20 protein-coding genes and 1 pseudogene are annotated in these 18522 nt (G+C 65.8%); 9 read left to right on the top strand and 12 right to left on the bottom strand.

Annotation, left to right across the window (positions count from 1 at the left end):
• Positions 1-32: 32 nt before the first annotated feature.
• The 3 genes from AC51GT_RS10620 to AC51GT_RS10630 form a co-directional block, all read right to left on the bottom strand.
• The gene (locus tag AC51GT_RS10620) at positions 33-956 is read right to left on the bottom strand and encodes an SDR family oxidoreductase (RefSeq protein ID WP_496328727.1); all 924 of its coding nucleotides are present in this window, start codon (positions 954-956) and stop codon (positions 33-35) included.
• Positions 957-1069: 113 nt separating this feature from the next.
• Positions 1070-2437: an MFS transporter gene (locus AC51GT_RS10625; protein ID WP_496328728.1), complete on the bottom strand. Its 1368-nt coding sequence runs from the start codon at positions 2435-2437 to the stop codon at positions 1070-1072.
• Positions 2438-2462: 25 nt separating this feature from the next.
• Positions 2463-3365, bottom strand: coding sequence for an alpha/beta fold hydrolase (locus tag AC51GT_RS10630; RefSeq protein ID WP_496324459.1), 903 nt, complete (start codon positions 3363-3365; stop codon positions 2463-2465).
• A gap of 129 nt (positions 3366-3494) precedes the next feature.
• Here AC51GT_RS10630 and AC51GT_RS10635 point away from each other — a divergent pair, with 129 nt between their 5' ends.
• Positions 3495-3989, top strand: coding sequence for a DUF6328 family protein (locus AC51GT_RS10635; RefSeq protein ID WP_496328729.1), 495 nt, complete (start codon positions 3495-3497; stop codon positions 3987-3989).
• A gap of 16 nt (positions 3990-4005) precedes the next feature.
• Here AC51GT_RS10635 and AC51GT_RS10640 read toward each other — a convergent pair whose 3' ends face one another.
• Positions 4006-4158: a hypothetical protein gene (locus tag AC51GT_RS10640; protein WP_496328730.1), complete on the bottom strand. Its 153-nt coding sequence runs from the start codon at positions 4156-4158 to the stop codon at positions 4006-4008.
• A 45-nt stretch (positions 4159-4203) separates the two neighbouring features.
• Here AC51GT_RS10640 and AC51GT_RS10645 point away from each other — a divergent pair.
• Positions 4204-5074: pseudogene (locus tag AC51GT_RS10645) on the top strand (SCO6745 family protein).
• Between the two features lie 165 nt (positions 5075-5239).
• Here AC51GT_RS10645 and AC51GT_RS10650 read toward each other — a convergent pair.
• Positions 5240-5653 carry a YccF domain-containing protein gene (locus AC51GT_RS10650; protein ID WP_496324463.1) on the bottom strand — a complete coding sequence of 138 codons (414 nt, stop codon included), beginning with the start codon at positions 5651-5653 and terminating at the stop codon, positions 5240-5242.
• 63 nt (positions 5654-5716) lie between these two features.
• Between AC51GT_RS10650 and AC51GT_RS10655 the strand changes: the two genes are divergently transcribed.
• Positions 5717-5932 carry a hypothetical protein gene (locus AC51GT_RS10655; RefSeq protein WP_496324464.1) on the top strand — a complete coding sequence of 72 codons (216 nt, stop codon included), beginning with the start codon at positions 5717-5719 and terminating at the stop codon, positions 5930-5932.
• 3 nt (positions 5933-5935) lie between these two features.
• Here the strand turns inward: AC51GT_RS10655 and AC51GT_RS10660 are convergent, their stop codons facing one another.
• Together AC51GT_RS10660 and AC51GT_RS10665 are read right to left on the bottom strand one after the other, a co-directional pair.
• The gene (locus AC51GT_RS10660) at positions 5936-6580 is read right to left on the bottom strand and encodes a response regulator (protein ID WP_496324465.1); all 645 of its coding nucleotides are present in this window, start codon (positions 6578-6580) and stop codon (positions 5936-5938) included.
• On the bottom strand, positions 6568-7713 hold the full coding sequence (locus AC51GT_RS10665) for a sensor histidine kinase (RefSeq protein ID WP_496324466.1): 1146 nt from the start codon (positions 7711-7713) through the stop codon (positions 6568-6570). Before AC51GT_RS10665 ends, AC51GT_RS10660 begins: the two co-directional genes overlap by 13 nt.
• 221 nt (positions 7714-7934) lie before the next feature.
• Here AC51GT_RS10665 and AC51GT_RS10670 point away from each other — a divergent pair, with 221 nt between their 5' ends.
• From AC51GT_RS10670 to AC51GT_RS10685, 4 genes are all read left to right on the top strand, one after another.
• Positions 7935-10085 (top strand): MMPL family transporter, encoded by a 2151-nt coding sequence (locus tag AC51GT_RS10670; protein WP_496328731.1) that lies wholly within the window; start codon positions 7935-7937, stop codon positions 10083-10085.
• Positions 10086-10137: 52 nt separating this feature from the next.
• Positions 10138-11457: a sigma-54-dependent transcriptional regulator family protein gene (locus AC51GT_RS10675; RefSeq protein WP_496328732.1), complete on the top strand. Its 1320-nt coding sequence runs from the start codon at positions 10138-10140 to the stop codon at positions 11455-11457.
• A gap of 94 nt (positions 11458-11551) precedes the next feature.
• On the top strand, positions 11552-12337 hold the full coding sequence (locus AC51GT_RS10680) for an SDR family NAD(P)-dependent oxidoreductase (RefSeq protein ID WP_496328733.1): 786 nt from the start codon (positions 11552-11554) through the stop codon (positions 12335-12337).
• Between the two features lie 23 nt (positions 12338-12360).
• Complete coding sequence (locus AC51GT_RS10685; protein WP_496324470.1) at positions 12361-12714, top strand: Fe-S protein; 354 nt, start codon at positions 12361-12363, stop codon at positions 12712-12714.
• Here AC51GT_RS10685 and AC51GT_RS10690 read toward each other — a convergent pair.
• Both AC51GT_RS10690 and AC51GT_RS10695 read right to left on the bottom strand, forming a co-directional pair.
• Entirely contained in the window at positions 12704-13366 is a 663-nt protein-coding gene (locus AC51GT_RS10690) for an alpha/beta hydrolase family protein (RefSeq protein ID WP_496328734.1), read from the bottom strand. The two genes, AC51GT_RS10685 and AC51GT_RS10690, sit on opposite strands and share 11 nt — an antisense overlap.
• Positions 13367-13440: 74 nt before the next feature.
• Positions 13441-14022 (bottom strand): TetR/AcrR family transcriptional regulator, encoded by a 582-nt coding sequence (locus AC51GT_RS10695; RefSeq protein ID WP_496328735.1) that lies wholly within the window; start codon positions 14020-14022, stop codon positions 13441-13443.
• A 186-nt stretch (positions 14023-14208) separates the two neighbouring features.
• Between AC51GT_RS10695 and AC51GT_RS10700 the strand changes: the two genes are divergently transcribed.
• Together AC51GT_RS10700 and AC51GT_RS10705 are read left to right on the top strand one after the other, a co-directional pair.
• Positions 14209-15390 (top strand): aromatic ring-hydroxylating dioxygenase subunit alpha, encoded by a 1182-nt coding sequence (locus tag AC51GT_RS10700; RefSeq protein ID WP_496328736.1) that lies wholly within the window; start codon positions 14209-14211, stop codon positions 15388-15390.
• Positions 15391-15411: 21 nt separating this feature from the next.
• The gene (locus tag AC51GT_RS10705) at positions 15412-15741 is read left to right on the top strand and encodes a hypothetical protein (protein ID WP_496324474.1); all 330 of its coding nucleotides are present in this window, start codon (positions 15412-15414) and stop codon (positions 15739-15741) included.
• An 86-nt stretch (positions 15742-15827) separates the two neighbouring features.
• On the opposite strand, the gene AC51GT_RS10710 is transcribed toward AC51GT_RS10705, so the two are convergent.
• The 3 genes from AC51GT_RS10710 to AC51GT_RS10720 are packed head-to-tail and all read right to left on the bottom strand — an operon-like array spanning position 15828 to position 18484.
• A complete protein-coding gene (locus tag AC51GT_RS10710; protein WP_496328737.1) occupies positions 15828-16628 on the bottom strand; it encodes a UbiA family prenyltransferase in 801 nt (266 codons plus the stop codon).
• A gap of 18 nt (positions 16629-16646) precedes the next feature.
• A complete protein-coding gene (locus tag AC51GT_RS10715) occupies positions 16647-17825 on the bottom strand; it encodes an alkaline phosphatase family protein (RefSeq protein WP_496324476.1) in 1179 nt (392 codons plus the stop codon).
• 53 nt (positions 17826-17878) lie between these two features.
• A complete protein-coding gene (locus AC51GT_RS10720; RefSeq protein ID WP_496328738.1) occupies positions 17879-18484 on the bottom strand; it encodes a hypothetical protein in 606 nt (201 codons plus the stop codon).
• Positions 18485-18522: the final 38 nt, after the last annotated feature.

The raw sequence follows: 18522 nt of genomic DNA on the forward strand, positions 1-18522 counted from the left end.
GGTTTACCCCGCTGCCACGCTCCGAAACATCTTCAGAAATTGCCCGCCGGTTCCCTCGCCGAGTCGGTCGGTGCCGGTGGTACGACGCCCGTCGCCAGGTGGCGTGCGCTCGTGAAGCGTCCGAGCGCCGCGGCCTGCTGATCCATCAGCGGAAGGTCGGTCGATACCCGCTCGAGGACCCGACGATTGACCTTGGTCGACGAGAGCACCGGCTTGAGCCAGCGCGCCACGCCGACCCAGCGAGGTACGTACACATGGTTCTTGCGCCGCTCGATGCCGTTGACAAAGGCATCAACGCAGTCCTCGAGGGGCACCACCTTGCTCAGTGGCCGGGGTAGAACGTCTAGGAGATCGTTGAACGTGGGCACATCTCTCTGACCGTCGCGCACCATCGGGGTGTCGATCCACGACATGTGGGCGCTGCCCACCGCGACGCCGTGATGTGCGACCTCGAACCGCAGGGCATTGGCGAAATGCTCGATCCCGGCTTTGCTGGTGGTGTAGGCCGCCGACCCGGGAATCGCACCGTAAGCGGCCATCGACGACACCACCAGGACGTATCCGCGTCGCTCGATCAGATGAGGCAGAGCTGCGCGAACGGTATGGAACACTCCGGTGACGTTGATGTCGATGACGCGGCGGAACGTCGCCGGATCGATGTGCAACACCGACCCATAACTCGCGATACCGGCGCCGGCCACAACCACATCGATCCCACCGAAGGTGCTCACCCCGGACTCTGCGGCCGCCTCGACTGCGGCCAGATCGGTCACGTCCGCGATTGCGGAGACCGCGGCGTCGGGTCCGAGATCATCGGCGAGTTGGCGAAGGGCATCCTCCTCGACGTCGACGAGGATCACTTTTGCGCCCCGAGCGGCCAGCGCCCGGGCGGTTGCGGCGCCGATGCCGCTCGCCGCCCCGGTGATGAGAACCACCTTGTTGTCCGATGTCGCCATGGTTCGCCGTCCTTTACCGAGGGTGGGAGGTTCGCTCCCTTGCGGGCGCAGACAGCTTAAGAAGGCCGGCCCCCGGCGGCGCGAGTAGTGGACTACCCCAATCCCGAGCGGGTTCAGCCCGCCTGCGGGACGCGTTTGCTCAGGAGCCAGGCACCGATGCCCACCGCGGCAAACACCACGGACACCGTGATCAAGGTCAACGCGAACCCGCGGTCACCGCCGCCGTAGACGGCCATCAGGGCGACGCTCACCGCGCTGCCGACGGAGAACCCCAGGTATCGCAGCACCATGTTGAAAGCCATCGCGCTGCCGGTTTCCTCGCTCGGTACATGCGGAATGATCAGCACTGCGAGCGAAGAGAAACTGAACCCACTGCCCAGGCCGCCGACGGCCATCCAGAGCACCGCCCATGCGACATGGTCGTGAACCAGGGCCACGCCCACCGTGGAGCACATGAAGATCCCGCAACCCAACGGCAGCACCAGGTCTGGGCCGAACCTGTCCACGGCCGCCAACGACAGGCGACTGCCGACCACACTCATCAGCGAATACGGCGTCAGCATCAACCCGGCCACGGCCAGTGACTGGTCCAGTCCCCAGTCAGGGTTCTGGACGAGCACGATGACAAGCGTGAGTAGCGTGTACATCGCGATACCGGCGCCTGCGGCAACAAGGTTGGGCGCGGCCACCCCGGGCCGGACCGCCAGCCGGAGATCGACGAGCGGTTGTTCGCGGCGCAGTGTCCACACGATCCACAGCGCGAACGCGGCCACGCCGACGACGGAGAGAGCCAGCGTGCGTGGTGCCAGCCAACCCCAGCTGTCACCGTGGCTGACGGCGAGCAGGAACATGGCGGTACCGCTCGACAGAAGCACTGCGCCAAACCAATCCACGGACATCCGGGTGGAGGTGCGCGAGTCGGGTATGTACCGCACGGCCATGAGCAGCGTGATCAGGCTCAGGATGGCGCCCAACCAGTACGCCGCATGCAAACCCCACAGATGGGCCACGGTTGCGGTGATCGGGTAGCCCAGGCCGGCCCCGGCGATACCGGTCACCGACAGCAAAGAGATCGCCGACGCCAGCCGGCGCGGCGCAAATGATTCGCGGGCGACCGCCATCGCGAGGGGCACCAGCGCCAGACCGACCCCCTGCATCGTTCGGCCGATCACCAGCGCCTCGAAACCCAGTGGTAGAGCAGCAAGTACGGATCCGGCCGTCACGACGGCGAGGCCGACCAGAATCGTCGGACGTCGCCAGGAACCGCCGCCGAGCCGGCCCAGGACCGGCGTCGCGATGGCTGCCATCAGCATGGTGGCGGTGAGCGTCCACTGGGCCTGGGTGATCTCGACGTCGTAGTCGGTCGAGATCTTCGGCACCAGTGGTGCGCCGAGGCTGCTGACGATGGACGTGATGGTGGTAACGAGCCCCAGGGTGAACAGCAGGATGCCGTACCGGGGCGGGCCGCTTTTCGCGGTCATCAACGGGTGATGACCACTTCCACGATCACGGTCGCCGCTCGGATTCCCACTGCGCCAAGATGGTTCGAAGGATGCTCACCAGCGGTAGCGGCTGATCCATCATCGGGTGGTGTCCGGCGTCCGGGAGGTCGACCACGGTGGCCGGGTTGGCGAACAACCCGGCGATTTCCTGGGCCATCTCAGGACTGACCATGCCCAGCTCGCACCGGATGTACAGCGACGGGGTCACGATCTTGCCGAGCAGCTCACGAAGATTCACCAGGTGCCCGGCTTCGTGCCGTTTGCGGAACATCTCCGGATCGAACTTCCACATCCAGCCGGCCTCGGTCTGCGTCACCGATTCTTCGGCGACATGCCTGGCCACGTAGGGCAGCAGGACATCCTGCCTCGGCTCGGTCCGGAACCGGACGCAGATCTCGTCCCGGTCGGCATAGGCCTTCGGGACACGGGCGAGCTGCCGGATGATGATCTCCTCCGGCGGTTCGTCGAACAGAGGTGAGTCGATGATGACCAGGCCCGCCGCGGCATCGGTGTGCAACGCGCCGAGTACCGCGGTGACCCAGCCGCCCATGCTGTGGCCGACCACGTAGGGCTTGCCGGCGATGCCACCTGCCGTGGCTGCCGCCAGGACCTCGCTCGTCCAGCCGTCCATCGGGTACTGCTCACGGATCTCGCTGTCACCGTGTCCGGACAGGTCGACCGCGACCACCCGATGTGTCGACGCGAGGAGCGGAGCGATGTGATCCCACCAGCCCGAATGCGCCGATCCGCCATGGACCAGCACCACGCCGGGTCTGCCTTCGTCGCCCCAGCAGCGAAGGTGCACGCGGGCGCCGGAGATCTCGACGTCACGGTGTTCGGGTTTGTCTGCCAGCGCGGCGGCGAACCAACGCGGCTCCGTGACCGGGCGGGGGGTATCGGCCGTCATCGCTCACTCCTTTGCCACGCAAATATTCGCCCAGCCTATCGACCAGCGAGAACCGGTTGTTTGTCGGGACGCAACTTACGGTCCCGGCGAGGGGTTGCCCTGCATCGCAGGTGCGCCCAGGATTGGCCGATGACCAGTGGTCCCGACGACGAGGAGTGGTACCGCGAGGAACGGCAGGAGACCCCGACCCAACAGCTGGACCGCAACTGGTCGAACCTCCTGCAAGAATTGCGGGTCGTTCAGACCGGGGTCCAAGTGCTCACAGGCTTTCTGCTGACCATCCCGTTTCAGGACCGCTTCTACGAAGAGGACGACTTCTTCAAATACCTTTACCTGGCCACGATGGCGGCCTCGGTGTCGGCAACCGTGCTGTTGTTGGCCCCGGCCTCCATGCACCGCATACTTTTTCGGAGGCATCGACTGCCGGAACTGGTGCAGTTCGGGCAACGATTCGCGCTCGGTGGGCTGATGCTGATCGGAGTCGCGATGACTGGGGTCGTGATGATGGTGTTCGAGCTGGTGGTGGGACGGACCGCCGGGATCGTGGCCGGCACCCTCGCGGCACTGGGATTCCTGTATTTCTGGTTCGTCTTCCCATGGCGGTATCGCGACCGCGAGCGGTGATCCGAACCGTGGTGACTCAGTCGTCCTTGTTGTCGTCGTCCTTGTGGACGAGCTCGGGTGCGACCTCCCGGGTCGCCATTCCGCCGGTGCCGCCCTCGTCGACAGGTCCGGGTCGTCCGCCTTTGGGTTCGTCGTGGGTGTGGTCCGAGGCCTTCTTTTTGTCGGTCATCGTTAAAGGGTAGGCGCTCGCACAGTGCGATGGCATGCTCCGTTCATGGCCATCGACCTTCCCACCGCTCGGCGACTGTGGCGACTACTCGAGCCCCTGCACGCCGTCACCTACTTCTCCGACGAGACCCGCGAGGCACTGTCGGCTGCCGGTTACCGGGGTTTCTGGATGGGCTACTTCGCTGCTCGGGCAGCGCCGCTGGGACCGGTCGGCCCGGAGATCGTCACGGCGCTGTTCTACAACTTCACGCCGTCGCACGTGGCCAGGGCGATCCCGGACGCCTGGGACTTCGCGCCCCCGGAAACCGCGCTGAAGGCCCGTCAGGACGCAGCGGCCGCGACGCTGAACCGCATGCTCGGCGACGAGGCCGCGGCCACCATCGACCGGGGTGGTCGCGTTGCTGTACCCGGTCGCACAGAACGCAGACCTCGGCGGGCGGGCCCTGTTCGCCGCGAATGCGGCACTGCCCTGGCCGACGGACCGGCTCGGTGCCCTGTGGCATGCGGCAACCCTGTTGCGTGAGCACCGGGGTGACGGACATGTCGCCGCCCTGACCGCGGCCGGGATCAGTGGCCGGGAAGCCGGTGTCCTGCATGCCATCGCCACGGCGCTCCCACGTTCGGTGCTCGACGCCGGGCGTCGGTACACCGACGAGGAGTGGGAGTCGCTGACGGAGAGTTTGGCCGATCGGGGTCTGCTCGACCGCTCCGGCGCCATCACGCCTGCCGGCCGGGCACTCAAGGCCGACATCGAGAACACCACCGATCGGCTCGCCGCGCCCGCCTACGCGCGGCTGACCGCCGGTGCTGTCGACGACCTGACGACGTCACTGCTGGAACTGACCAAGGTGGTGGTGGCCACCGGGGAGATCCCGTCGGCCACCCCGATCGGACCTGACCTCGACAACGTGGGCTGAGCCGCGATTACACTCGGCCCCATGGGTTTCGACGAGGGCATCATTGCCGAGCGGGACCGGATCCACGCCGCGCAGGCATCGGTCATGCGGGCTTCGCCGATTACGAGAGGTAGACCACCCGCGTGATCCCGGTGATCGCACTGACCCCGGCCTCAGGCTCGGCGCCTACCAACGCGTTGTCGTCTGCGGCGGGACCAGCGCCCCGCGGTCGGTGTCGACGATCTCTGCGCCGAGCGGGAGCAGTGACACCGGGATCATCTTGAAGCTCGCGATTCCGAGCGGGATGCCAATGATGGTCAGGCACAACGCGATACCGGTGGCGATGTGACCCAAGGCCAACCAGATGCCGGCGAAGATCAGCCAGATGACATTGCCGATGGCCGACCCCACGCCGGCCGTGGGTTTGCGGATGACTGTCCGCCCGAAGGGCCAGAGCGCGTATGCCGCGATCCGGAACGACGCGATACCGAAAGGGATGGTGATGATGAGAATGCAGCAGATGATGCCGGCGGCGACGTATCCCAACGCCATCCAGAATCCACAGAGCACAAGCCAGATGACGTTCAGGATGGTCTTCACCGCACCCATTGTGCCAAAGTTGTCCAATTCAGTTCGGGCGAATGAATTTACGGGAGCGTATCGATGAGGTTGGGCCTGCGAGAGGTCGTGTGGTCGCTGGCGGTCGCCGTGATCCTGGTGGTCCGGCTGGTCACCACCCTCACCACTGCGCTGCTGATCATGGGCTGGATCGTCGTGGCATTCAGCTCGGGTCTGTGGAACGGCTGGTTCTGGCCCGCGGCGATATCGGGCGCGCTCCTGGCGCTCAGCACCTTCCTCTACAACCTTGCGAGGGGCTAGCGCTCACACCCCGAGATAGGCCAGAACCGCGAGCACCCGGCGGTTGTCGTCGGCCGACACGGGCAGGTCGAGTTTGGTGAAGATGCTGTTGGAGTGCTTGCTCACGGCCTTCTCCGAGACGAACATCGCCTCGGCGATCGCCGCGTTCGACCGCCCTTCGGCCATCAACGACAGGACTTCTCGTTCGCGGGTCGAGAGGCGGTCCAGCGGCCCGTCGGAGCGTTGTCCGGTCAACAGCTGGGACACCACCTCGGGGTCGAGAACCGTGCCGCCACCGGAGACCTGGCGGACGGCGTCGATGAATCCGGCGACGTTGGCCACCCGGTCCTTGAGCAGGTATCCGACTGCGCCTTCGCCGCTCTCGAGCAACTCCCGCGCGTAGAGCTGCTCCACATACTGCGAGAGCACCAGAACCGGGAAGCCGGGGCGTTGACGGCGGATCTTGATCGCAGCCTGCAGACCCTCGTCGGTGAAGGTCGGTGGCATCCGGACATCGAGTACGGCCAGATCGACGGTCGCGTCGGACAGTGCGGTGTCGAGTTCGGTTGCATTGTCGACGGCGGCGACCACGTCCATCTGATGGGCGGCCAGGATGCGCGACAAACCGTCACGCAACAGGGCGTGATCCTCGGCGATCACGACGCGCATGGAACCTCCATCGAGATGATCGTCGGACCACCGACCGGACTGTGGACATACAGCGAGCCGTCCATGGCCTTGAGTCGTTGGGTGACGCCGTGTAATCCCGATCCGGTGGCCACCGCACCGCCGATCCCGTCGTCACCGACCTCGACCCTGAGCACGCCCGCGAAGACACCCATCGAGATCCAGGCGTTGTGAGCGTGGGCGTGTTTACCGACGTTCGCCAGCGCCTCGGCCACCGCAAAGTAGACGGCATTCTCCATTGCGGCCGGAAGGCGTTCCTTGACAGCGAGATTCAACGTCATCGGGATCGGCAGGTCGAGTGCCAGTGCCTCGACGGCCGGCCCGACCCCGCGGTCGGCGAGTATCGGTGGATGGATGCCACGGACCACCGAACGCAGATCGCCCAGCGCTGCGGTCGCCGACGCGCGGGCCTCGGCCATCAGCTGTTTGGCGGCAATCGGGTCATTGTCGACCTGGCTTTCGGCCAAACCGATGGTCATGCCCAACGCGGCGAGGCGGGCCTGGGCCCCGTCATGCAGGTCCCGCTCCACACGTCGAAGCTCGGCGGCGGCCGAATCGACTGTCGCGGCACGGGATTCGGTGACCTCGTGGACCCGGGCCTCCAGCACCTCGTTGCGGCTGCGGTTCAACGCCATCAGGTCCATCACGGCCCGGGTCCTCATCAACGGCTCCACGAATGGGAGCAGTACGACCGTGGCGGAGAGGATCACGCCGACAAGCGAGATCACGAAACCGATCGTGGACGCCAACGCCAGCCATCCGAGATCCCGCCATCGCAAGGAGTCGGAACTCCAGACCATGAGCAGGTGGAAGATCTTGCGACTGTGCTGGGTCGGTTTGTAGTCGCCGGGGAGCCACCGGCGATCGAGGACGCCGGCCGCCATCCGGCGATGAAGGTCGCAAAAGGCGCCGGTGATCGGAACCTTGACCCACAGCACCAGGCCGCCCACGGTGATCAGAACAAGCGGGATCGCCACGACCTGCACGACGAACAGCACCAGTGCCACCGGCGCGAGCAGTGCGGTGGTGAGGGCGTACATCGCCGCCCGCAGCCACCGGACCACCAGAGTCGGGTGTTCGTCGAGATCCACTGCTTCCTCCCCGGTCGCGATCATCCGCCGCGCCCGTCCTGCATCGGTGCAAGAACTACATCCTGCCCGGTTCTGCGGTGAAGGACAGTAGTGCTGGGCCCACCCTCCATGGTGGACAATTTCGCCGCGATTGGGGGGTTTATCGCTCCTGACCTGCTCGTCCGGGTCGACAAAGGTGGTAAATGCCCCGGTGTCCGCCGGGAAATCCATCCCGAGGCACCCGCCTCACAGCATCAGGAGCTCCCATGAGACAGATGACGCGAGGGCCGCAGGCCGTCGCCCGGTGGAGCGCGCACAATCCTTGGCGCGCAATCGGACTCTGGCTGGGGCTGGTGGTGGTAGCGGTCGCGTTCAGTGCGATGATCCCCACCCAGCAAACGGACGACGCCGACTACCGCACCGGCCAGTCCGGTACCGCGGACCAGATGATCCACGACGCCGGGCTCGCCGCACCCGACAGCGAGTTCGTCCTGATCACCGGTGATCAGGACGAGGCAGTGGCCGCGGCCGCCGAACTCCGCGAATACCTGACGGGTTCATCGGAGGTGCAGGAGATCTCGTTGCCGGCGCAGTCGCCTGACGGTTCGGTGCAGTTGGTCTCGATCTCCCTGCGCGCCCCGCCGGGAGACGAAGACCCCACCATCGCCGACATCAACGCGGCGGTGGCGGCGGCCGGCACCGATCATCCGAACCTGCAGTTCGGGCAGACCGGTGACGTGTCGCTCGATGAGGCGATCAATGAACGAGTCGCCGAAGACCTGACCTCGGCCGAGATCATCAGCATCCCGATCACGTTGGGCATCATGCTCTTTGCCTTCGGGGCCCTGATCGCCGCCGGCATCCCGGTGTTGCTGGCCATCACCTCGGTGGTCGCGACGATCGGCATCTACGCGCCGATCTCCCACTTCGTGCCGTCCGAGGACACCGCGTCGTCGATGGTGCTGTTGATCGGTATGGCTGTGGGCGTGGACTATTCGTTGTTCTACCTGAAACGAGAACGTGAGGAACGGCGCAAGGGCCACGGGAAGATCGATGCCGTCGAGATCGCGGCGGCCACGTCCGGCCATTCGATTCTGGTCTCCGGTGTTGCGGTGATCGCGTCACTGGCCGGTGTCTATGTACTCGGCAGCGCGACGTTCAATTCGCTTGCCACTGCAGCCATCATCGTGGTCGCGGTCGCGGTGATCGGTTCCCTGACGGTCCTGCCCGCGCTGCTGGTCAAGTTCGGCCGGTGGGTCGATCGTCCACGTGTGCCGCTGCTCTGGCGACTCAACCGACGGATCGGTGACGGTGGGATCAGCACGCGCATCATCGGACCGGTTGTCACCCGACCGGTGATCGCACTGGTCGCCGGGCTGGCGGTCATGCTGGCACTGGCGATCCCAGCATTGACCATGACGCTGCGCAGCGCCGGTCTGGACACGCTGCCGCAGGACATCCCCGCGGTCGCGGTGGCGCAGCAACTCGATGCCGAGTTCCCCTCCGAAGGATCGTCGGCCAATGTCGTGGTCTCCGGCGGTGATCCGGCCGCGGTGAGCGCGGCGTTGACCGACGTGGGGGAGGCGGCGACCGAGAGTGGGGCCTGGACCGTCACCCAGGAGCCGGTGACCTCGTCGTCGGGAACCACCACCGAACTGCGGCTCGCCAGCACCTTCGAACAGGGTGCCACCGACGCCGAAGAAGCCATGCTCGACCTGCGGACCACCGTGGTGCCCGACCGGGTGGACGATATCGGCGGAACCGAGTTCGCGGTCGGCGGTCAGATCGCCGAGCAATACGACAGCACCAAGGCATTGTCGGACGGATTGCCGATCGTGGTCGCGGTGATCCTGACCCTGACCATGCTGATGCTGGTGGCCACGTTCCGGAGCCCGGTGATCGCCCTGGTCTCCACGTTGCTGAACCTGATGTCGGTGGGTGCGGCGTTCGGCGTGCTCGCGCTGGTGTTCCAGCACAGCTGGGCCGAAGGGCTACTCGACTTCACGTCCAACGGCACGGTTGTCGAGTGGATTCCGATGTTCCTGCTCGCGGTGCTCGTCGGCTTGTCGATGGACTACCACGTGTTCGTGCTCAGCCGGATCCGCGAGGGTATCGACAACGGCCTGCCTCCGAAGGTGGCGGTACGGGCCGGGGTCACCCAGACCGCGGGGGTGGTGACCAGTGCCGCGCTGGTGATGGTGTCGGTGTTCGCGCTGTTCGCCGCCCAGAGCATGGTCGAGATGAAGCAGATGGGTGTGGGTCTGGCGGTGGCCATCCTGATCGATGCAACCGTGGTGCGGTTGGTGCTGCTGCCCTCGATACTGGTGCTGCTCGGGAACCGGGCCTGGTGGCCGCGACGCACCCGGACCGACGAACCGGTGGTGCCGAATCGCCAGGTCGCGCCTGTGACGACGTGACGTGGTGCACACTTGAGGATGTCGGGGTTCGAGGCGAAACGGAGGCGACGCGGTGAGCGAGTTGCAGACACCTCCCCGCGACTTCTGGTCCGCACTGGAACCAGGTGAGGATCCGGCCGCTCGTCTGGAGCAGGTCCGCCGCGCCCATGAACTCTTCGTTCAGACCGGCACGATGTCCCCGGCCACCGGCCGCACCTCGGTGCGGTCGGTGGTTCGGGATTCCTGGATGAGATCGGTCAAAGGTGGCGTCAGCCCCTCCGGGATGACCGATGACAACAGCATGTCGTGGAACGACTTCGTCGAGTACCGCAACGGCCATCCGATGGCCACCGCATACCCGCTGGTCCGTTCACTCATGCTCGATGAGGTTTCCGATTCCGGCGTGGTGGTTGCACTCACCGATGACGTGGGTCGGTTGTTGTGGGTAGAGGGTGACCACAAAGCGAGAGACCAGGCCGGCGACATCAACTTTGTCGAAGGGGCGTTGTGGGCGGAGCAGGTCGCCGGCACCAACGCCCCAGGTCTGGCTCTTGAGGTCGACCATGGGGTTCAGATTTTCGGGGCCGAACATTTTGCGGTGCGGGTGCAGGACTGGAACTGCGTCGCGGCGCCGGTGCACGACCCGGTGACCGGTGCGGTGATCGGGGTCATCGACGTGACGGGTGGCGAGCGGGTGGCCACCCCGTTCGCGTTGTCGATGGTGAAGTCGGTTGTCGCCGCGGTCGAAGGCGAGTTGCGGATCCGGTCGCTCACCGGCGAAGGGGCCCGATCGGAGCGCTCCGATGTTCCGCGTTTGACGGTGCTCGACGGCGATCGTTACCACTGGCGTCCGGCGGGTCGGCCGGCGATGCGACTGTCGCGTCGGCATGCCGAGATCCTGGTGTTGCTCGGGGAACATCCCGGGGGACTGGGCACCGAACAGATCGCTTCCATGCTCGCCGACGACGGCGTCGACCCGGTGACGGTCCGCGCGGAGATCTCCCGGATGCGACGTGACCTGGGCCCCGATGTTGTTGCGTCCCGGCCATATCGGCTCACCGCACCCATCGACTCCGACCTCGGTCAGGTGCGCGGGATGCTGCGGACCGGCGACATCATCCGGGCGATCGAGACCTTCGGCCGCGGTGGACTGCTCAGTGTGTCCAGGGCACCCGGGATCGCCGACGTCTTCGAAGAACTCAGGGAAGATGTCCGTTCGGCCGTGTTGACGTCCAGGGACCCGGAGCTGTTGCGGGCCTGGACGGCTTCGGTCCACGGGCGTGAAGACCTGGCCGCGTGGCGACGGTGGGGCCAAACGCTGGCGCCGGGCCACCGGGATGAAGCGCTCATCCACGGTCGCGTACGTCTGCTCGACCGCCGTTTCGGAATCTGACCCGGCCGATCGGTTCTCTGTACTGATCAGCCCTGGTCAGCATCATACTCCCAGTAATCAGAATGCTATTCTCGGCAGATCTGAGGACCGACTGGTGGGAGAGCATGTGACACACGCGGCGGAAGGCCTGGCCGGGCGACGGATCATCGTGACGGGCGGCGCCAGCGGGATGGGTGCGGGTTTGGTTCGCGCCCTGCCGTCGCTCGGCGCCTCGGTGGTCTCGCTCGACATGGCAGCGGACGACGGTGGTGCCGTTGCCGCCGAAGCCGGTGCCCGGTTCATCGCCTGCGATGTCAGCAATCCGGCCGATGTGACCACCGCGGTACCGGCCGCCGTTGCACATCTCGGCGGGCTCGATGTGCTGGTTCATGCGGCCGGCATCGCCCCGGGCGCTGCGGCCGGCGAGATGTCCATCGAGCAGTGGAACCTGGCGATGGCGGTCAACGCGACCGGGACGTTCTTGATGAATCAGGCGGTCCTGCCGGCATTGATCGAAGCCGGTGGTGGACGGATCATCAACTTCGCTTCGGCGGCCGGGATCACGGGTTATCCCGGCAAGGCCGCCTACGCGGCATCGAAAGGGGCAGTGGTCGCCTGGACGCGCACGGTGGCGTTGGAATGGGCGACCCACGGGATCACGGTCAATGCCATCGCACCTGCCATCTGGACGCCGATGTACGACCGCACCCGGGCTTCGATGACGCCGGAGCAGCTTGCCGCGCATGACGCGAGCATGGCGAAAACCGTTCCGCTGGGCGGCCGTCTCGGCGATATCGACCGCGACCTGGTCCCGGTGGTGGCCTTCCTGGCGGGCCCCGGTTCGGGTTTCATGACGGGACAGATCTACTCGGTTGACGGCGGCAAATTGATGCTTCGTTGAGGAACCGTGGTTAAGCTGCCTCCATGGATCTACTACGCAACGTCGTAATACTTCTGCACATCGTCGGTTTCGCAGTCACCTTCGGTGCCTGGGTGGCCGAGGCGGCCGCTCGTCGATTCCGGACCACCCGGGTGATGGAGTACGGGATTCTGCTCTCACTCCTGACCGGTGTGGCACTGGCTGCGCCGTGGCCTGCGGGGATCGATCTGAACTACCCGAAAATCGGCGTCAAGCTGGTGATCCTGGTGGTGCTCGGTGCAGTTCTGGGGATCGGGAGCGCGCGCCAACGGCGTACCGGCGAGCCCGTCCCGCGGCCGCTGTTCTATGCCGTCGGGGCGTTGTCACTGCTGGCCGCGGGCATCGCCGTCATCTGGTGATCCACGCCGCGACCTCGGCGGCGTGCGCCAGCGACTCGGGATCGTCGGTTGCGACATAGCGATCGGCTGCGGCGTCATAGGCGGCGCCGGCGATCGACCCGTGATCGGCGTCGAGTTCGATCAGTTCGACGGGCCACCCCCACTTCTCGAGCCTGGCAGCGAACTCCTGGCTTGCGGCCGGCGGCACGGCGTCGTCGCGCATTCCGTGCAACAGGGTGAACGGCACCTGCTGCGCCGAAGCCGGGGGTTCTGTCGGTAAGTGCTCTCCGGTGATCGGATCCGTGGCCATGAACGCACCGGCCAGGCAGATCGTCCGAAGGATCCGGAGATCGAAGTCGCCGGCGTGGATGGTCAAACCCGCAGCCGCCAGGCCCCCGAGGGACCATCCGACCAGGATGAGGCCCTCGCTCCCTGCGCCGTGGTTCGCCGCGAAGTGCGCGGAGGCGAGCAGATCCGCCCGGCCGTTGTCCGTGGCGTGCGAGTTCCAGTCGGGTGCGATGACATGAAAGCCGCGGTCCGCCACGAGTTCGGCAAGCGGCCGCACCGCAGCGCGGGCGTCGGTCTGCATTCCGTGCCAGAGCAATACTGCCTGGTCATCCGGTGTACCGAACACGTCGACCGACCGGCCCGGTGCGTACTCGATCGTCTCCATGCCTTCGAGTCTGCCCGACTGCCGGGCGATTCAAACCTCGGACGCACAACACCGGGCACCATGCGTCTGGCAGATCAATCACCCTGTGCAACAACCGCGGCGACCAAGCTGTGGATTGCTGCCGCGAGCCGGTCGGTGTGATCGGTCCGAATATGTTCGAGGACGACATCGGGGTCGAGAGTGCTCAGCAGTACCCGCGCCAGGACCGGGGCATCGACGTCTGGTCTGGCCTCGGCGAGCAGCTGGGCGATGTGGCGATGCCAGAAGGCGTTGATCTCTTCCGCTTCGGAATGGGACGTCGCGTTGTCGTACGCGATCATGAGCTCGACGTTGTCCACGATCAGCGAGAACATGGCGTCGAAGAACGCCAGGAGCCGGTCGGCGGCGGGGGCGCCCGGACCCAGCGGGGGCGGCCCGTCGGTCACGGTCTGACGAAGAGTCTGGGCGCGCTCGACCACCAGTTCTCGCATCAGCCCCGCTCGGCTGCCGAAGCGATGGAAGATGGTGCCCTTTCCGACTCCCGCGGCCGCTGCGATCTGGTCGATGGAGAGGTTGGCGGCACCGTATTGGGCAAGTAGTCGGTCCGTCGTGTCCAGGATGGCGCGTCGATTGCGGGCGGCATCGCTTCGCTCGCGCCGCAAACCCTGCTGACTCATGTGTGCACCCTATTGGTTGACAAGTTGACCGCCGGTCCATATTCTACGGAAACCGCTAACTTGACCGCCGGTCATATTATTGACAGTCCTTGGTGACGGACGGCCGAGCCTTGTTGTCGAGCTTATTTCGCCTGTTGCACAACAGATCCGTCGTCATCTGGCGATGTCGGGAAGGACACCCCACGCATGGCACATTTTCCGAAACCGCCAGAGGGAAGCTGGACCGAGCACTTCGGTATCGACACCGGACCGATGTCGTATGACGACTCGATCAGTGCCGACTACTTCGAAATCGAGCGCGAGGCCGTCTTCGGTCATTCGTGGCTCAACGTCGGAAGGGTCGAGCAGGCGCAGACGGCCGGCTCGTATTTCACCAAGCCCATCGACGCGGTCCGCGCATCGGTTGTTGTCGTCCGCGGCGCCGACGGCGTGCTACGTGCCTGGAGGTACGCCCTCGGCGCTCGGTGTGCATTTCTGCGGCAGCCGACCTTCGACCCCCACGACATCGAAGATGGTTTGACCCCAGTGCAAGTCGGGATCTGGGAGGGCTTTGTCTTCGTCAACTTCGATGATGACGACACGCGGACCTTGGACGACTATCTCGGCAGGTTCGCTGCCGGCATGAAGGGATATCCCTTCGGCAAACTGACCCAGGTATACAAGTTCCGGTCGCATGTGCGGAGCAACTGGAAGCTGTACATCGATGCGTTCGCCGAGTTCTATCACGCGCCGGTACTGCACTCGAAACAGTATGTGTCCGACGAATCGAAGAAGCTGATGAGCTACGGATTCGAGGCGCTTCACTATGACATCGACGGCCCTCACGGCATGGTGTCATCGTGGGGCGGCATGGCACCGCCCAAAGATCCGATGATGGTGAAGCCGACCGAACGCGTTCTGCGGAGCGGCAACTTCGGTCCATGGGACAAGCCCGACATTCCCGAACTCGCCTCACTGCCATCAGGACTCAACCCCACCAAACACAGGTCCTGGGGTCTGGACTCGTACGTCTTCTTCCCGAACTTCATGATCGTCGTCTGGGAACCGGGGTGGTACCTGACCTATCACTACTGGCCGACCGCATACAACGAGCACATCTTCGAGGGCACGCTCTACATGGCACCGCCGGTCACGGCCTCGGACCGCATGCGTCAGGAGTTGGCGGCGGTCACGTTCAAGGAGTTCAGCCTGCAGGACTGCAACACCCTGGAAGCGACCCAGACCATGCTCGAGACGCGAGCGGTGTCACGCTTTCCCCTCAACGATCAGGAAGTGCTTCTGCGACACCTGCATTCGTCGGCGCAGCGCTACGTCGAGGAAGTTCGCCGCCGCGCCGAGCCGGCACCTGCACCAGCGGTCCATCAGTAGCGATCTCAGGAGTCCGAAACCATGTCCGACACACTTCCCGCTGCCTTCGCCGATCTGGAGCCCTTTGCCGACTGGGCACTGCAATCCGAGGGTGACCGTTACGCAAAACGACTGTCGAGCACGATGGTCGAGCTCCAGGATTTCTATGACGCTGCGTTTCCGCGCCTCGGCGAGGCAGCCGAGTACCTCGACACCTTTCCCCTCGACGACCTGCCCGACGACGCGTATCGGCTTCTGCTGCTCACGTATTCGTTGATCAACGTGTCTTTCCCGATCGAGGCATGGCACCAACCCCGGGTACCGGACACCGGTGCGGCAAGCATGGACGCCGTCATCGAACCGGTTCCCTGACATGGGCGTGAGCACGGCTGTTGTCACCGGCGGGCGAAACATCCAGGGCTACCGCGGGTTCACTTCTTCTCGCCGTGGAAATGCCGTCAGGCCAGCACCAGCATGACGACGTCGACTGCGGCGATGGCCATGGCGCCGTACAGCGGAACGCGGCCCGGTCCCCGCATCGTCGCCAGTGCCACGACAACCACCACCGCCAGGCCCGCCCACATCCACAGCAGCTGAGAATTCGCGATCACCGCGATGGCCGTTGCACCGACGAGCAGGGCCGCTGCGACGTACGGGATGCGTCGGGCGCCCAGGATGTGCGGAAGTCCCCGAACGCCGGTGGCGTCGTCGTCGCCGAGGTCGGGTGCGACGTTGAGCAGGTGGCCCCCGACCCCGAGCAGACCGCTGACCACGATCATCCACAGCGGCGGTAGCTCATTCGGATCCGCGGTCAACGTGACGATCACGGGCAGTGAACCGAAGGCGACGAAGTAGGGCAGCCATGACATCACCGTCGCCTTGAGTCCGAAGTTGTACGCAAGGGCGGAGCCGACACCGAAGACCAGGTGCACCGTTCCGGCCGCGAGACCGCATGCCATCGAGGCCACCACGCAGATGACGGCCGCGGCCGCGACGGCTGTCCTCGCGGTGGCCGGACTCAGATCGCCGGACACCAGCGGTTTCTCGGCCCGACCGACCTGCCGGTCCCGGTCGAGATCGATCAGATCGTTGCTCCAGCCGATCAGGAGCTGACCGCTGAACAGGGCCACCGTCAACACGGCCAGGGAACCGATGTCGAGACCGATGGCCACACCGAGCGCCGCGGTCAGCAACGTCACCGCTGCCGAGGGGACCACGTGCCCGGCCGCCAGCAGTGCGGCCGCCGGTTTCATCGCCATCGGCCTGCACCTCTCCGTCTATCGGCCGCGGCCTCGGATCACGATCGCGGGAACGAGTTGTTCGGCACTGTCCCACGAACCGTGGTTGCCGACAAGCTTGGACTCGAAAGGCTCGACCACCGAACGGATCATGGCGGTGTCGCCGCGGGCGGCCGCCACCACGTCACCGATCCGAACGCGGACATTGCCACGGACCGAGGAACCGAACCAGCCGGCATCGATCGCGTCGTCCCGGGTCAGCACGGTCGCCCGGTCGGCGAGCATGCTCTGCCAGGCGGTCTGGACATCGGCTGCGGCACCGGCTTCGGCATACACGTGGCGTACCCGGGCCTCGCCGGCGATGGCGGTGGTGCCCGCGGTGAGTTCGGGGTGCAGGTCGATGTCGAAACGCCCCTGCGTGGTGTTGATCATGCCGTGATCGCCGGTGATCACCAGGGCCCGGCCCGCCGGCAGCTGCTCGGCTAGCCGGCCGACCATGGTGTCGATCAGGCGCAGCTGTTCGCGCCAGGAATCCGAACCGGGACCGTCGATGTGTCCGGCCAGGTCGAGTCCGCCGTAGTAGGCGTAACCGAGGGTGGCTGCGGACGTGGACATCTCGGTGAGGATGGCGGCCCGCAGATCGGCGAGGTGCTCGGCCGCGATCATCTTGTCGGCCCCGCGGAGCGCTGCCCGCGACAACCCGGAGTCGATATGGATCGCGGGCACGATCTGCCGGGTGGTGAAACCCTGCGCCCGGCATTTCTCGAAGATCGTTGCGGTGGGCTGAAACTCCTCGGGGACGACCGTCTTCGTCAGTCCGTGGTCGTGGTGGCCGTGGACGCACCAGCGCAGGGAGTTGAGGATCGGCGCTTCCGGTTTGAGTCCACCGGCACCGGCGCGGAACGTGTACCCGAAGATGCCGTGTGTGCCCGCCGCGCGTCCGGTGGACAGGCTCGTCAGACTGACCGCGGTGGTGGCGGGAAACCCGGCCGCCACGGTGGTGGAGTTGTCCAGTGCTGCGGCGTTGAGGTGGGGCGCATCGCGTGGATGCGCGGCAACGAGTTCCGCACCGAGCCCGTCGATCAGCAACAGCGTCGCGGAGTGCGCGGGCACCATCTTGAGGTGGTTGTCGAGGTCGGCGGCACCGAGGGAGGCCGCCATCGATTCGAGGACGGCGGACAGGGGCGGCAGGCTGTGGCGCGGATCGAGATCACTCATCGTCGATCACGCTAACGTGTGCGCGATGATGCTGCGGGCGCGGCGTGGGGAGGTCACTGCGACGCCGGCGCTGTGCCTCGCGGCAGAGACGCTGTGCCTCGCGGCAGAGAGATGAGGGATGCGGCCAGGAAGCACAGGGCGCCGATGAAGGTGCCGCCCTGGTCGAGCAGTGGCTTGATCGGTTCACCGGAGGCGTCCACGTATGCACCGACCGCGGAGAAGCCGAACGCGACCGAGCCGACGGTGTTCAGGATCGTCGCCGACCAACCGGGTGCATCGGGTTCGTCGCGGCGCCGGTAGAGGCGAACAGCAAAGACCGCGAGCCCCGAGCTGACGAGGAAGGCGATAGAGCCGTAGACGTCCGGCCGCCAGACGTATCGGTCCATGTCGACGATCGAGTGCACCGCAAAGGCGGCGCCGGTACTGACGTTGAAGGCAACGGTGCCGGCCACCTGCACCGCCGCGGATGACCATTCGGAGATGTGGACGTCTCGTCCGGTCCGTTGCGACCCGCTGATGGGTTTCGCGGCACCGCGCAATCGCCCGCAGAGTTGCAGCTGGACGAACGCGGCGAACGTGAAGAACCAGGAGCCGACGAAGAACGAGCTGTTGGTCACCGCCGACCCGGCCCACTCGGCGAATCCCGGTGCCGAGCCCACTGCGAAGAGTGTCGACCCGATCGCAAACCCCCAGCATT

The sequence above is a fragment of the Williamsia sp. z34 genome, assembly GCF_059553395.1.